This is a genomic window from Methylosinus trichosporium OB3b (assembly GCF_002752655.1).
Classification (GTDB): domain Bacteria; phylum Pseudomonadota; class Alphaproteobacteria; order Rhizobiales; family Beijerinckiaceae; genus Methylosinus; species Methylosinus trichosporium.
Window position 1 is genome coordinate 1,309,877 of the sequence record NZ_CP023737.1, and the last position, 13,152, is coordinate 1,323,028.

General features: G+C 64.9%; 12 protein-coding genes. 3 read left to right on the forward strand and 9 right to left on the reverse strand.

The window, feature by feature from the left end; genetic code table 11:
- The 7 genes from rfbA to CQW49_RS06270 all read right to left on the reverse strand — a co-directional run bounded on the left by rfbA (position 1) and on the right by CQW49_RS06270 (position 7,641).
- Positions 1-885 (reverse strand): glucose-1-phosphate thymidylyltransferase RfbA, encoded by an 885-nt coding sequence (rfbA, locus tag CQW49_RS06240; RefSeq protein ID WP_003614147.1) that lies wholly within the window; start codon positions 883-885, stop codon positions 1-3.
- A gap of 1 nt (position 886) precedes the next feature.
- A complete protein-coding gene (gene rfbD, locus CQW49_RS06245; RefSeq protein ID WP_003614146.1) occupies positions 887-1,789 on the reverse strand; it encodes a dTDP-4-dehydrorhamnose reductase in 903 nt (300 codons plus the stop codon).
- Positions 1,789-2,343, reverse strand: coding sequence for a dTDP-4-dehydrorhamnose 3,5-epimerase (gene rfbC, locus CQW49_RS06250; protein ID WP_003614145.1), 555 nt, complete (start codon positions 2,341-2,343; stop codon positions 1,789-1,791). The genes rfbD and rfbC overlap by 1 nt, the downstream gene beginning before the upstream one ends.
- A 4-nt stretch (positions 2,344-2,347) precedes the next feature.
- Positions 2,348-3,445, reverse strand: a complete 1,098-nt coding sequence (gene rfbB / locus CQW49_RS06255) for a dTDP-glucose 4,6-dehydratase (protein WP_003614144.1) — start codon at positions 3,443-3,445, stop codon at positions 2,348-2,350.
- A 199-nt stretch (positions 3,446-3,644) separates the two neighbouring features.
- The gene (locus CQW49_RS06260) at positions 3,645-4,922 is read right to left on the reverse strand and encodes a PepSY-associated TM helix domain-containing protein (protein WP_003614143.1); all 1,278 of its coding nucleotides are present in this window, start codon (positions 4,920-4,922) and stop codon (positions 3,645-3,647) included.
- Between the two features lie 2 nt (positions 4,923-4,924).
- Positions 4,925-7,144, reverse strand: a complete 2,220-nt coding sequence (locus tag CQW49_RS06265) for a TonB-dependent siderophore receptor (protein ID WP_003614142.1) — start codon at positions 7,142-7,144, stop codon at positions 4,925-4,927.
- Positions 7,145-7,215: 71 nt separating this feature from the next.
- Positions 7,216-7,641 (reverse strand): hypothetical protein, encoded by a 426-nt coding sequence (locus CQW49_RS06270; protein ID WP_024749941.1) that lies wholly within the window; start codon positions 7,639-7,641, stop codon positions 7,216-7,218.
- Between the two features lie 363 nt (positions 7,642-8,004).
- Between CQW49_RS06270 and CQW49_RS06275 the strand changes: the two genes are divergently transcribed.
- The 3 genes from CQW49_RS06275 to CQW49_RS06285 all read left to right on the forward strand — a co-directional run bounded on the left by CQW49_RS06275 (position 8,005) and on the right by CQW49_RS06285 (position 11,603).
- A complete protein-coding gene (locus tag CQW49_RS06275) occupies positions 8,005-8,634 on the forward strand; it encodes a response regulator transcription factor (RefSeq protein ID WP_003614141.1) in 630 nt (209 codons plus the stop codon).
- Positions 8,631-10,037: a sensor histidine kinase gene (locus CQW49_RS06280; protein WP_003614139.1), complete on the forward strand. Its 1,407-nt coding sequence runs from the start codon at positions 8,631-8,633 to the stop codon at positions 10,035-10,037. The genes CQW49_RS06275 and CQW49_RS06280 overlap by 4 nt, the downstream gene beginning before the upstream one ends.
- 63 nt (positions 10,038-10,100) lie before the next feature.
- Positions 10,101-11,603 carry an acetate--CoA ligase gene (locus CQW49_RS06285; protein ID WP_003614138.1) on the forward strand — a complete coding sequence of 501 codons (1,503 nt, stop codon included), beginning with the start codon at positions 10,101-10,103 and terminating at the stop codon, positions 11,601-11,603.
- Positions 11,604-11,757: 154 nt separating this feature from the next.
- Here CQW49_RS06285 and CQW49_RS06290 read toward each other — a convergent pair whose 3' ends face one another.
- Positions 11,758-12,246, reverse strand: a complete 489-nt coding sequence (locus CQW49_RS06290; protein WP_003614137.1) for a bactofilin family protein — start codon at positions 12,244-12,246, stop codon at positions 11,758-11,760.
- A gap of 27 nt (positions 12,247-12,273) precedes the next feature.
- The gene (locus tag CQW49_RS06295) at positions 12,274-13,062 is read right to left on the reverse strand and encodes a nucleotide-binding protein (protein WP_003614136.1); all 789 of its coding nucleotides are present in this window, start codon (positions 13,060-13,062) and stop codon (positions 12,274-12,276) included.
- Positions 13,063-13,152 lie beyond the last annotated feature (90 nt).

Below are 13,152 nucleotides of genomic sequence, written 5' to 3' on the forward strand. Positions count from 1 at the left end.
TCAGCCTGCCGATTGTCGATGCTCGTTCAACACCTGCAGCAGATAGGCGCCATAGAGGCTCTTGGCGAGCCTCTGCGCCGCGGCGCGAAGCTCCTCCGCGTCGATCCAGCCCTGATGGAAGGCGATCTCTTCGAGGCAGGCGACGCGCTGGCCCTGGCGCAGCTCGATGGCGCGCACATATTCGGCCGCCTCCAGCAACGAGGCCGGCGTGCCCGTGTCGAGCCAGGCGAAGCCGCGGCCGAGACGCTGCACATTCAGATCGCCGAGCGAGAGATAGACATTGTTGAGATCGGTGATCTCCAGCTCGCCGCGCGGCGAGGGCTTCAGCTCCGCCGCAAAGCGCGGCGCGCGCTCGTCGTAGAAATAAAGGCCCGTCACCGCCCAATTGGACTTGGGCGCCTTCGGCTTCTCCTCGAGCGACAAGGCGCGGCCCTGCGCGTCGAAATCGACGACGCCGTAACGCTCGGGATCGCTCACATGATAAGCGAACACCGTCGCGCCCTTGCCGTCGCCCTTCGCCTCCGTCAGCGAATGGATGAGGCCATGGCCGTAGAAGATATTGTCGCCGAGCACGAGCACCGACGGCTGACCCTCGACGAAGCTCGCGCCGATGATATAGGCCTGCGCCAGCCCGTCCGGGCTCGGCTGCACGGCATAGGTCAGCGAGACGCCCCATTGCTCGCCCGTGCCGAGCAGACGCTGGAACGCCGGCATGTCGTCCGGCGTGGTGATCAGCATGATCTCGCGCACGCCCGCGAGCATCAATGTGCTCAGCGGATAATAGATCATCGGCTTGTCATAGACCGGCAGCAATTGCTTGGAGGTGGCGAGCGTCACCGGATGGAGACGCGTGCCGCTTCCGCCGGCGAGAATGATTCCGCGCATGTCAGGCTCCTCGGGGAGGCGCCGCCGCCAGCAGACGGTCGACGCAGGCGGCGAGCGAGGCGCGCCAATCGGGAAGCGCGACGCCATGGAGCCGCGCCAGCTTGCTATTGTCGAGACGGGAATTCGCCGGACGCTTCGCCGGCGTCGGATAATCGGCCGTGGTGATGCGGCGCACGCGCACCGGCGCGCGGCCATGCTCGGCGGCGCGCGCGAAGATCGCCTCGGCGACATCCGCCCAGCTCGCTTCGCCGGAGCCGGTCATATGGAACACGCCGCGCAGCGCCGGATCGGCGTCCTGCGCGAGCCGCGTCACGACGGCGAGCGTCGCGTCGGCGATGTCGAGCGCGCTGGTCGGATTGCCGAGCTGATCGGCGACGACGCCGACCTCCTCGCGCGTCTCGCCGAGCCGCAGCATGGTGCGCACGAAATTGGCGCCGAAGGGGCTGTAGACCCAGGCGGTGCGCAGGATCGTCGCGCCCGGACAGGCGGCGAGGACGCGCGTCTCGCCTTCTAGCTTCGACGCGCCATAGACGCCGAGCGGAGCGGTCGGATCATCCTCGCGATAGGGACGCGCCGCCGTTCCGTCGAACACATAATCGGTGGAAATATGAACGAGCGGCACGCCGAGCTCGGCCGCCGCCTCGGCGACGAAGCCCGCCCCCGCGCCATTGACGCGCATGGCGATCTCCGGCTCCTGCTCGGATTTGTCGACCGCCGTATAGGCCGCGGCGCCGACGATGGCGTCGCAGCGCGAGTCGCGCAGCGCGGAGAGCACGCTGTCGCGGTCCATGAGATCGAGCTTGGGACGGCCGAGCGCCACGATCTCCGCCGTGCTGGAGGCGCGCTCCAGCAGAGAGGTGACGACCTGGCCCTGCGCTCCGGTGACGGCGATGCGAATGGCCATCAGTCGAACGCATCCGCGAGATCGCGCAGGCGCGGCCAGCGGCGGTCCTTGTCCGACAGCACGGCGCGCTCCAGCGCGACCGGCCAGTCTATGCCGAGATCGGGATCGTCGAAGGCGAGCCCGCGATCATTGGCGCCGGAATAGAAATTCGTCACCTTGTAGAAGACTTCCGTATCCGGCTCCAAGGTGCAGAAGGCGTGCGCGAAGCCGATCGGCACCAGCAGCTGTCGCCAATTCTCGGCGGAGAGCTCCACGGCGACATGGCGCCCGAAGGTCGGCGAGGAGCGGCGAATGTCGACGGCGACATCGAGAATGCGTCCGCGCACCACGCGCACCAGCTTGTCCTGCGCGAAAGGCGCGGTCTGGAAATGCAGGCCGCGGATCACGCCGACCTCGCGCGAGAGCGAATGATTGTCCTGCACGAAGCGATAATGCAGACCGTGCGCGTCCCATTTGTTCTGATTATGCGTCTCGGAGAAGAAGCCGCGCTCATCCCCGAATTTCTTGGGCGTGACGATCTTGACGCCCGCCAGCGCCGTGTCTTCGACGATCATTCCTTCACTCTCCGGCCGCGACGGCCATGGTCGACGGCCGTTCGCTCGGCGCCGTGAACTGGCCGAGCCGCTCGCCGCGATATTTGCCGGAGCGGATCGCCTGCCACCAGTCCTCATTGTCGAGATACCAGCGGACGGTCTTGCGAATGCCGGTCTCGAAAGTCTCCGAGGCCCGCCAGCCGAGCTCGCGCTCGATCTTCGAGCAGTCGATCGCATAACGCAGATCATGGCCCGGGCGATCGGTCACATAGCTGATGAGCTGCCGATAAGGCCCGGCGGCGCGCGGGTGGATTTCATCGAGAATATCGCAGATCGTCGTGACGACGTCGATGTTGCGCATCTCCGAGCGGCCGCCGATGTTGTAGGTCTCGCCGACGGCGCCGCGCGTCGCGACGAGCAGCAGCGCTGCGGCGTGATCGTCGACGTAGAGCCAATCGCGCACATTCTCGCCGCGGCCGTAGACCGGCAGCGGCCGGCCGTCGAGCGCATTGAGGATCATCAAGGGGATCAGCTTCTCGGGGAAGTGATAGGGTCCGTAATTGTTCGAGCAATTGGTGACGATGGTCGGCAGGCCATAGGTCTCGCGCCATGCGCGCGCCAGATGGTCGGAGCCGGCCTTGGACGCCGAATAGGGCGAGTTCGGCGAATAGGGCGTGTCCTCGCGGAACAGCCCGGTGGCGCCGAGCGCGCCGAACACTTCGTCGGTCGAGATATGCAGGAAGCGGAAGGCGGCGGCGCGCTCGGAATCGAGCCCGCGCCAATATTCGAGCGCCGCGTCGAGCATTGTGAAAGTGCCGACGACATTGGTGTGGATGAAGGCCGCGGGACCGTCGATCGAGCGATCGACATGGCTCTCGGCGGCGAGATGCATCACAATGTCGGGCTGAAACTCCTGCATCGCCGCAGCGACCGCCCCGCGATCACAGATGTCGGCCCTGCGGAAGGAATAGCGCGGGTCATTGGCGACAGGCGCGAGCGAATCGAGATTGCCCGCATAAGTGAGCTTGTCGAACACGAGGAGATGATGAGGCGTCGCCTCGATGATGCGCCGGCAAACGGCCGATCCAATGAACCCTGCGCCGCCGGTGACGAGCACTCGCATCTCAATCCTTCCACATCCAAGGCCTCGAATTCGGAATCCTGCGTCGCACGCAGTTTAAAACGGTCTAGAACCGTTCGAAAACGAGGGAGGAAATTTAAAGATGAGGCCTCGACTATGAGAACGCAGGCTTTCACTCCTCGCTTCGCTCAGATGAAGCTAGGCGAGTTCTCCAGCACTGTCAACGGCCACGACCACGTAATCAAGGACCGGCGGCCGTCGCGCCGATCCGATTCGCGCGTCTCATGCGCCGCTTCTGCAGCCAGCGGGCGACGCCGGTCGTATAGAGAAGCGCCGGAACGAGACCGAAGACGCAGATGAAGGCGCGGCCGAGGTCGCCGAAGGCTTCTCCCGTATGCAAGGGATATTGCCATTCGAGGAAGCGCTCGCCGGCCGTGTAGTCGTGCGGATCCTGGATCTTCAAAATGCGCCCGCTGAATTGATCCACGGCGACGCGCCGGGCGGGCTCGCTGCGGCCGACCTCGTCGTCGGCGCGCTTGCCGACGACATAGACGCCGGTGGGGTCATGCGGAAGACCGAGGCTCATCAGCTGACCGGTCGGAAACAGGCGGTCGACGATCGCGACCGCCGCCTCGGCGCCGATGGGCGCGCGACCTGCCGCCGGCTCTGACCTCATATCATCCGGGATCCTATGCGCGGACACCGATGAGAACAGGCCGACCAGCGCGCTCACCTGCGGCATGAAGATAATGTAGACGCCTGAAAACGCCATCACCAGCACGACGACGGCGACATAGACGCCGGTCGCCTTGTGGAGATCGAGGACGAGGCGCTCCCCGCTGGCGCCGCGCTTGATGGTGAAGGCCTGACGCCATTTCCCATTGCGCGGCCACCAGAGATAGACGCCGCTCGCGACCGAGACGAACAGGAACAATCCGACGAAGCCGACCACCGTCTCGCCGATCTCGCCTTGCAGCAAGGTGTAATGAAGATGCGTGATGATATTGGTGAACGGCTCCGAAAAGCGATTCTCCGGATCGACGATCAGCCTCTGTCCGATGACCGCGGCGTCATAGGGATTGACGAACACTTGATAAATCCTGTCGGCGTGGCGCTCGCCGCTTTCGCCCGGCGCTGCTGTCGCGGAATAGATGACGTCGAAATAGCCGGTTGCGCTCTTGGGGAAATGCATGAACACCGCGGTTCCGTTCTCCGGCGCCGCGGCCTTGCTGCGCGCGATGATCTCGTCGAGCGGTCTGTAGGAGCCGCGTCCCTCCGCCGGGAGGGACACGGTTTTCAATTCTTGGTTCAGCCATTCGTCGATCTCGGCGCGGAATGCGAGAATGCTCCCGGATAGCCCGATGATGACGAAGACGGCGCCCGCGACCAGCCCCACATAGCGATGGAGAGAGAGCCAGAGCTTGCGGCCGATCTCCACCCTCCATGCGCCGCCGTCTCGCATCGAAGCGATGCGAGGGGCGGCGATCGAGGCCTGCCGTGTGACGCCGTCTTCGTTCATGCTCAGAACTCCGCTCTGAGCGACGCGAGGAAGGCGCGCGGCGCGCCGGGAGTGATGGAGACGCGATCGGCCGCGCCTTCGTAGAAGGTCGTGCCGAGCAGATTGGTGACATTGATCTGGAAGGTGAGATCCGGCGCGAAGGGAAGCGCGGCGGCCGCGAACTTGTACGACGCCATCAGATCGACTTTCGCATAGGCCGGCAGCTCGAAAGTGTTGGCGTCGTCGCCGAACTGCTTATCATTGTAGGAGACGCCGCTGCCGAGCGCGAGGCCCTTCCACTCGTCCGAGGCTTCGTATTTCATCCAGAGATTGGCCATATTATGCGGAACGCTGGCGAGGCGCCGCCCGGTGTTGCCGCCGGTTCCAGCGGCGTCCTCATCCTTGGTGATGCGCGCATCGAGATGGCTGAAATTGGCGATCACGCTCCAATTCTCGTCGATGCGGCCTTTCAGATCGAATTCGACGCCATTGCTGCGCGCGGCGCCGATCGGCCGCACGAATTGCGTCCCCGGAATGGGGCGCGTCATATTCTTCTTCTCGATGTCGTAATAGGCGAAGGTCGCCGTCAGCTGACCGTCGAGCAACTCCGTCTTGACGCCGCCTTCGAACTGCACGCCGACCTGCGACGGCAGCGGCGTGCTCTGCGCGCTGACGCCATTGCTCTCGCCATAGGAGCGCGTGTAGTTCCCATAGACCGACATCCATGGAAAAGGCTGAAGCGACAGCCCGAGGCGGGGGCTGTTCGCGCTGGTGTAGCTGACGACGCGCTTCTTGTCGGTGATGAAGTCGGACTCACCGGTGAAGCTCGCGCCCTGACTATACTCCGCCCAATCGTGCCGGCCTCCGATCAACAAATGAACGCGATCATCGAAGAAGGAGAGCTGATCCTGCAGATATAGACCTGTCCATTTGCTCTTCCTGCGCAAACGATAGTTGTCAGGAAAGCCGTCCGGGTCGAAATATTCGTAGACGGGTTTATAGATATTTACCAATACTGTAAGAGGTTTGCAGCAATGTCCATCCGCCTGTAGATCAGAGTTGTAATAGTCGAAACCAGCGAGCAGATCATGGGTCAGCGGCCCGGTCTGGGCCTTGCCCTTCAGATCGACATTGGTCGAGATCGATCGCCGGTAGAAAACGGGCTCCGACCCGGACGCCGGCACGTCCCACATGTAACGGTGTAGCATGCCCGTGGCCTCGTCCAGGAATCCGAGCCCCGGCCCGCGCTGCTTGTAATCGACATTCGTGTAGCTGAAGCGATTGGTCACGCTCCAATCCTTCATGAATTCATAGGTCCAGTCATAGGCGAACAGCTCACGCTCCTGGAAGCTGGGATACTTCTGTGCAAAAGCCGGAGCGAGCAGATAGGAGCTGATCGGAATCTTCGCCGGCCCGAAGCCGACGGCGGGAATGGGTGACGCATCGGTGAAGTAGAGCCGATGATATTCCCCGTCGAGGTTCAGGGTGAACTGCTCGGTCGGCCGCCAGCTGATCGTCGGAGCGATCAGCAGATTGCTCTGCCCGACGTAAGGTTGGAACGAGCGCTTGTCGAGATAGGACACATTCAACCGATAGAGCAGCGCCTTGTCCTCGCTGAGCGGCCCGGTGAGGTCGATCGAGGTGCGGGTCTGGCCGAAGAGCCCCGCCTGCTCCTGCACCGAGACATAGGGCGTCGCCTGCGGGCGCTTGGGCACGAAATTGATCATTCCGCCCGGCTGCACGCGTCCGAACAGCATCGCGGCCGGGCCTTTCAGCACCTCGATCGATTGGAGATTCGTCGTCTCGATGCCCGACGTTTCCTGCTGTCGCAAGCCGTTGCGATACACAGCGTCGCCGACGTTGAACCCTCGCACGATGAGCGTGTCATAATAGCCCGCCGCTCCGGAAACGCTGCTGACATTGGCCGCGAGCGCGTCGCGGAGGCTCACGGCCTGGCGGTCGTCCATCGTCTGGCGCGGCACGACCTGCACGGCATAGGGAAGCTGCAGGATCGGAATATTGGTCTTGGAGGAGGAGACCGGGCCGGTCTGACTATAGCCCGTCTCGCGTCCGCCCGATTTCTCGGACTTGCCGCCCTTGGCGTCGCCATTGGACGCACCGCCCTGGGACGCCTGCCCGGCGACATCGATGGTGGGGAGCGCCTCCTGGCCGCGCGCGGGCCAGATCAGAGCGAATGTCACAGCGCAGGCGGAAACGCCGCGCAAAAAAGCGTCACTGGTCATGTCTATCTCCTGATGCGGCCCCTGGGGCCGACCCGACGGGATCGAATTGTGGCCGTTCGGCCAAGACGTCGTCAGGAGTAGGCAGGCGGTCCGCGCGGAGAGCTCGAGCCGATCCAGATCGGGAATGCCTGATCGAAAATATGCTTTTCGTCATATACGAAATAATAGTAGTTTTGAAAACCGATGATAGCGTCGCCGAGCGATAATAAAGCGAGCGAGACGCGCCCCATTGCGCATAACGCGCCGAAATCACAGCAGCTCGATTTCTTGTCCGGAGCCTGGTCTACGCGACCATCGACGCTGCTATCGTCGGCGACTTCATCGCCGCATGACGTCAATGAAGAAAAATAGGATGCGCTTCCCCGGCCGAGGGCGTCCGGCGCACGCCAAAACTGCAAGCCCGCGAAGAGCGAGACTTGCAGCGCCAGCAGAACGGCGACGATGCGCGAACCCGCCGCCCGCGATGGTCTCGTCCAGATGCTTCGTGTGGAGCGCATGAATAGCAGTGCCGCGTCTATCGAACGATCGAGCGAATTCCCCTCGTCCCCCGTCCTAATATGCAGACGAAACTCTCATGAGTGCATCATGGCGGGCGCAGCCGAAAATTCGCCGCCGCTGTGGCTGAAATACAACAGGAGACGGTCGCTCGCCGATAGTCCCCGAAGGCGCCGGAGCGCTTTCCGATCGAACGGAATCGTTCGATCGATCAGAGTTCGCTTCAAACTAAAAAGCCTAGCGCAGTTTCCGATCCAACCCGATCGGAAATTGCGCTAGGATCGTCCAAACAACAGGGAAGCGGCGCCCATGAGAATACTTCTCGTCGAGATCAGGACGACCAAGCGCGCAACGTCAAGAGACGATTGACGTGGTCCGGCTTCGTGGTCGACCGCGTGGGGACCGTTCGCGACGCACTGTTCGCCGTCAGCTCCGCCCGATATGACCTCGCCGTTCTGGATCGCAGGCTGCCGGACGGCGACGGCCTGCAGGTCATCCCGAAGCTGCGTCAGGCGCAGCCGGAGAGCCGCGTGCTGATCCTGAGCGCGCTCGACGATATCGACCAGAGAATCGGCGGTCTCGACGCGGGCGGCGACGACTATCTGGTGAAGCCTTTCGACCTCGACGAGCTGATGGCGCGGGTGCGCGCGACCTTGCGCCGCGGCGGCGTGAGCGCGACGCCGCCGGTCGCGATCGGCGCGCTGGCGTTCGACCCGGCGACGCGGTCGGTCTCGATCCACGGCCGGGCGGCGACCTTTCATCGGCGCGAGCTGGCGCTTCTCGAGGCGCTGGTGCGCCGAGGCGGCCGCGTCGTGGAGCGCGACGCGCTCCTCTCGGAAATCTGGGGCTTCGACGACGAGGTTCAGCCCAACGCCCTCACCAATCTCGTCTCGCGCCTGCGCGCACGGCTCACGGAATATGACGCCGGCGTGGACATAGTGATGGTTCGCGGCGTCGGATATTTCGCATCCGAGACGAGCGCGGCCGAGCGATGACAGCGCGTCTGCTCGTTCATCTGATGCTCGTGCAGCTCCTCGTCATCCTCTTCGAATGGGCTATCATGATCGTGTTCGGCCCGAGTCTGGGCCAGGGCGCGTTCGGCTACAACATGGACGATCTTTTCGCGTCCCAACGCGCTCGCGACGATGTCATTCAATCGATCGCGCGCGCGCCCGACAATTCTCTCTTCATCGAGCCGACCGAGCGTCTGCGCGCAGAGCAGCTGCGCACGCCCGGGCTGCGTTTCGCCGTGTTCCAATCGCTGAACCAGGCGCCCCTCCCCGGCTCCTCCGCAGAGTTGACCGCCGGTCTCCAGGCCATCTCCAGCGTGGAAGCTTGGGGAATGGAGTTCAAGCTGCCCGAGGATCCGCCCGGCACTCGAGGAAGCCTATGGCGATGGCGGACGCCTCACGGTCCTTTGTTCATCGCGCTCAGCGGCTATTCTTTCGCGTGGACCGACCCGATCTATCGACTCGTCAATGATGTCGAATCGCTGGGCGTCAGGCTCGTGCCTCTCCTCGTCGTCTCGGGGCTGGTCGCATGGCTCGTCGTGCATCGCGCTTTCGCGCCGGTGCGCGCGGCGGTGGCGGCGGCCGAGAAGATCGACCTCGACACGCTCGGACAGGACCTTCCTTCGGAAGGCGCTCCGAGCGAGATCAAGCCCTTGATAGGTTCGATCAACGCCGCGCTCGCACGGCTCGACGCCAGCGCCGCGCGCATGCGCCGCTACACGGCGAGCGCCGCGCATGAGCTGCGGACGCCGCTCGCCGTGCTGGATGCGCATATCGAAGATCCTGCGGGCCCCGGCTATAAGACGCAGCTCAAACGCGATGTCGCGCGCATGCGCATCATCGTCGATCAGATCCTCGCCTCGGCGCGGCTGACCGAGGGCCAGGCGCCGGGGGATCAGACGGTCGATCTCGTCAAGACGGCCCGGGCGATCGTCGGCGATTGCGCGCCGCTCGCGCACAAGGCCGGACGGCGCATCGAGCTCGACGCGGCTGTGACGAGCGTCGCGCTGCGCGGCAATCGGCAGGCGATCGAATGCATCATCGCCAATCTCGTCGACAATGCGCTGCGCGCCGAGCCTGAAGGCGGCGTGGTGATCGTGCAGGTCGGACCGAACGCCACGATGGCCGTCATCGACCACGGAGCCGGGGTGAGCGAGGAGGATCGGACCAATATTTTCGAGCCGTTCTGGCGCAAGGATGAGAGCACTCCGGGCGCGGGCCTCGGCCTGTCCATCACCAGGGACCTCGTGTCCCGCCATGGCGGGCGCATCTCCATCGAGGACACGCCGGGCGGCGGCGCGACCTTCCGGATCGCCTTCCCCGAGCCGGACGCTCGCGAGGATCGCGGGCCGCCCGCCGGCGCGCGCTCCGTCGCCACTTCGGCCTGACCGCTCGCTCGCCGCGTCGCGGCGCAGCGACGCGCGCGCGAATTCGTGCTATCGCGCCGACGCATGACCGAGCCCGCTCCCGCCCGCTTCAACCTCGCCCGCTATTGCCTCGCCGAGCAGGCGCGCGCCCATCCGGACCGCATCGCCGTCACCATCGTCGGCGACGCCGGCGAGACGAGCTGGACCTATGGCGCGCTCGACCGCGACGTGCGCGCGCTCGCCGCCGGCCTGCGCGGGCTCGGCCTTCCGCCCGGCGCGCGCGTGATGATCCGCATGGGCAATGAGGCAGGCGCCGTCCTCTCCTATTTTGCGGCGATCGCCGCCGGCTATGTCGCGCTGCTCGCCTCGGCGCAGCTGACCGAGGAGGAAGCCGGCTTTCTGCTCGCCGATTGCGGCGCCGGCGCGCTCGTCCTCGGCCGCGAGTTCGAAGGCGAGGCCCATGTCGGCGCTTTCGCGGTGCTGCGCGGCGACGATCTCACGCGCCTATTGGCCCACGACCCGATCGACTATGCCGACACGGGCGCGGACGATCCGGCCTATCTCGTCTACACCTCCGGCACGACCAGCCGGCCCAAGGGCGTGCTGCACGCCCATCGCGCCGCCTGGGGTCGACGCCCCATGTACGCCCATTGGCAGGGCCTCGGCCCGTCCGACGTCGTGCTGCACGCCGGCGCGATGAACTGGACCTACACGCTCGGCGTCGGCGTCGTCGATCCGCTGGCCAATGGCGCGACCGCTTTGCTCTACAACGGCCGCCCCGACCCTTCCGCCTGGCCGCGCCTCATCGAGCGCCATCGCGCGACGATCTTCGCCGCCGTGCCCGGCGTCTATCGGCAGATCCTCAAATATGCGGCGCTCGCCTCGCATGATCTCCGCAGCCTGCGGCACGGGCTCACCGCTGGCGCCGCGCTGTCGCCGAGCCTGCTCGAGGAGTGGCGCGCCCGCGTCGGAACCGAGCTCTACGAAGCCTTCGGCATGAGCGAGATCTCGACCTTCGTCTCCAGCGGCCCGACGACGCCCGTGCGTCCGGGCTCGCCGGGGCGGCCGCAGCCGGGGCGCCGCGTCGCCGTGCTGCCGCGCGACGGAGGAACCGAGCCGCTCGGCGTCGGCGAGACCGGCGTGCTCGCCGTGCGGCGCGGCGAGCCGGGGCTGATGCTGCGCTATTGGAACCGGCCCGACGAGGAGCGCCTGTCCTTCCGCGGCGATTGGTTCGTCTCCGGCGATCTCGTCGAGATCGACGCCGAAAGCTATGTCTGGCACCACGGCCGCGCCGACGAGGTGATGAACGCGCTGGGCTATCGCGTCTCGCCGGCCGAGGTGGAGAAATGCCTCGCAGCGCATCCGCTCGTCGCCGAGGCCGCCGTCGCCGAACGGCCGGGCCGCGACGATCAGACGATCATCAAGGCCTATGTGGTCGCGCGCGACGGTGAAACGCTGAGCGAGGAGGCGATCCTCGCTCATTGCGCGCAGCATCTCGCGGCCTATAAGCGCCCGCGCGTCGTCGTCTTTCTCGAGGCGCTGCCGCGCAACCGCAATGGCAAGCTGTTGCGCGCGGCGCTGCCCTGACGCCTCTTCTGCGTCATGATCGGAGCAGCGTCATTGCGGGGCGCGAAGCGACGAAGCCACAAAGGGACCGCCTCGCCGCTCTGGATTGCTTCGCTCCGCTTGCAATGACGGTCTCGTCGATCGATCGAACGATTCCGTTCGATCGGAAAGCGCGCTAGAGCTTGCGACGGTCGCGCAGCGACCGAGCGGGCGCCCCAGGAGCGGCGCTCGCGGCCTCCTCGTCGTTCGAGGCGACGAGAGCGGGCTTGTCGAAGGTCTTGAACGAGGACGACGGCTTCTCGTCCTTGGGCAGCTTGCGCTCGGAGCGGATCTCGGTGGATTCGGCTGTGCCGAACAGCACGCCGCCCTTCTCGACCTCGATCTCGCCGTAAATCCATTTGCCCTCGACCCGTCCGGTCGAGCGGACGACCAGCAGCTGCTTGATCGAGATATCGGTGCCGATCCGGCCATAGATGTCGGCGTCCGAGACCGAGATGACCCCGGTGACGACGCCCGACGCGCCGACGATCAGCTGGCTGCAGGTGATCTCTCCGTCGACCATTCCGTCGACGACCACCGTGTCCTGCGCCTTGACCGAGCCAGTGACCGACACACCCTCGCCGATGTAGACGACGTTCTTTTCTTCCGGACGAAAATCTTTCATTGCAACGCCCTCCTCTTTTCAGAGCCGTCAGCCGGCGGCCAAGAGTTCTTTTTTATCGAGTTCTTGTTTGTCGAGTTCGTGCTTATCGCCTTGCGGGGCCAGAAAGCCGCGCAGGCCGGCCGTCTCGAAACCGGCCCAGGACCGCTCGAGCCAGGTGCGCACATAGCCGCGCAGCACGAAGGAGCGCGGACGCGCCTCCGCGACGCGGGCCGGCTCGTCGAACACGAAGGACGAGAAGGGAAGACCGGTCAGTTCCACCGCCTCATAGGCGAGCGGATCGAGCCGCGGCACGACGATTTCCGATCCCGCGTCGCCGCGGCGCAGATAATGTTCGGAGACGTCGGCGTTATCGTCGAAGAAGCTCGATCCGTTGACGAGGTTCTTGACGATTCGATATTCGCATTTGTCCTTGAAGGGCGCGACCGCCTCGAGCTCGGCGAGCGAGGCGAGCGAGGCGCCGATGAGATGCAGGACGAGAATGCGCGCCTCGCCGCGGGCCGCGGCGTCGAGCAGGCCCACATCTTCCATGAAGCGCAAGGTGTGGACGAGTTGGCCCGCCTTGAGGTCGACGATCGTGACCGCTTGGTGAGAGGCGAGACTTTCGATGAGCCGCGCCTGATCGCGAATGTCGCGAATGTCCATGACCTTCGTGATATCGGGATAGAAGCGGAGCAAAGTCCCCGTCGGCGCCTGCGTGTCGAAGGGACGCACATCGAGGCCCGACATCTCGAGAAAATCGACGAGAAGCCTCGTCACCGTCGTTTTGCCGACTCCCCCCTTGTCGGCTCCGACGAGAACAAGCGGCGATGCGAGCATTTGCTTTTGTCCTCTAATTATTTGCGCGCATGGTTCTGATAAGCGCCAACATTTGGTTCGCGGCGCGCAATGTTTGCCGGCTCGAATCGA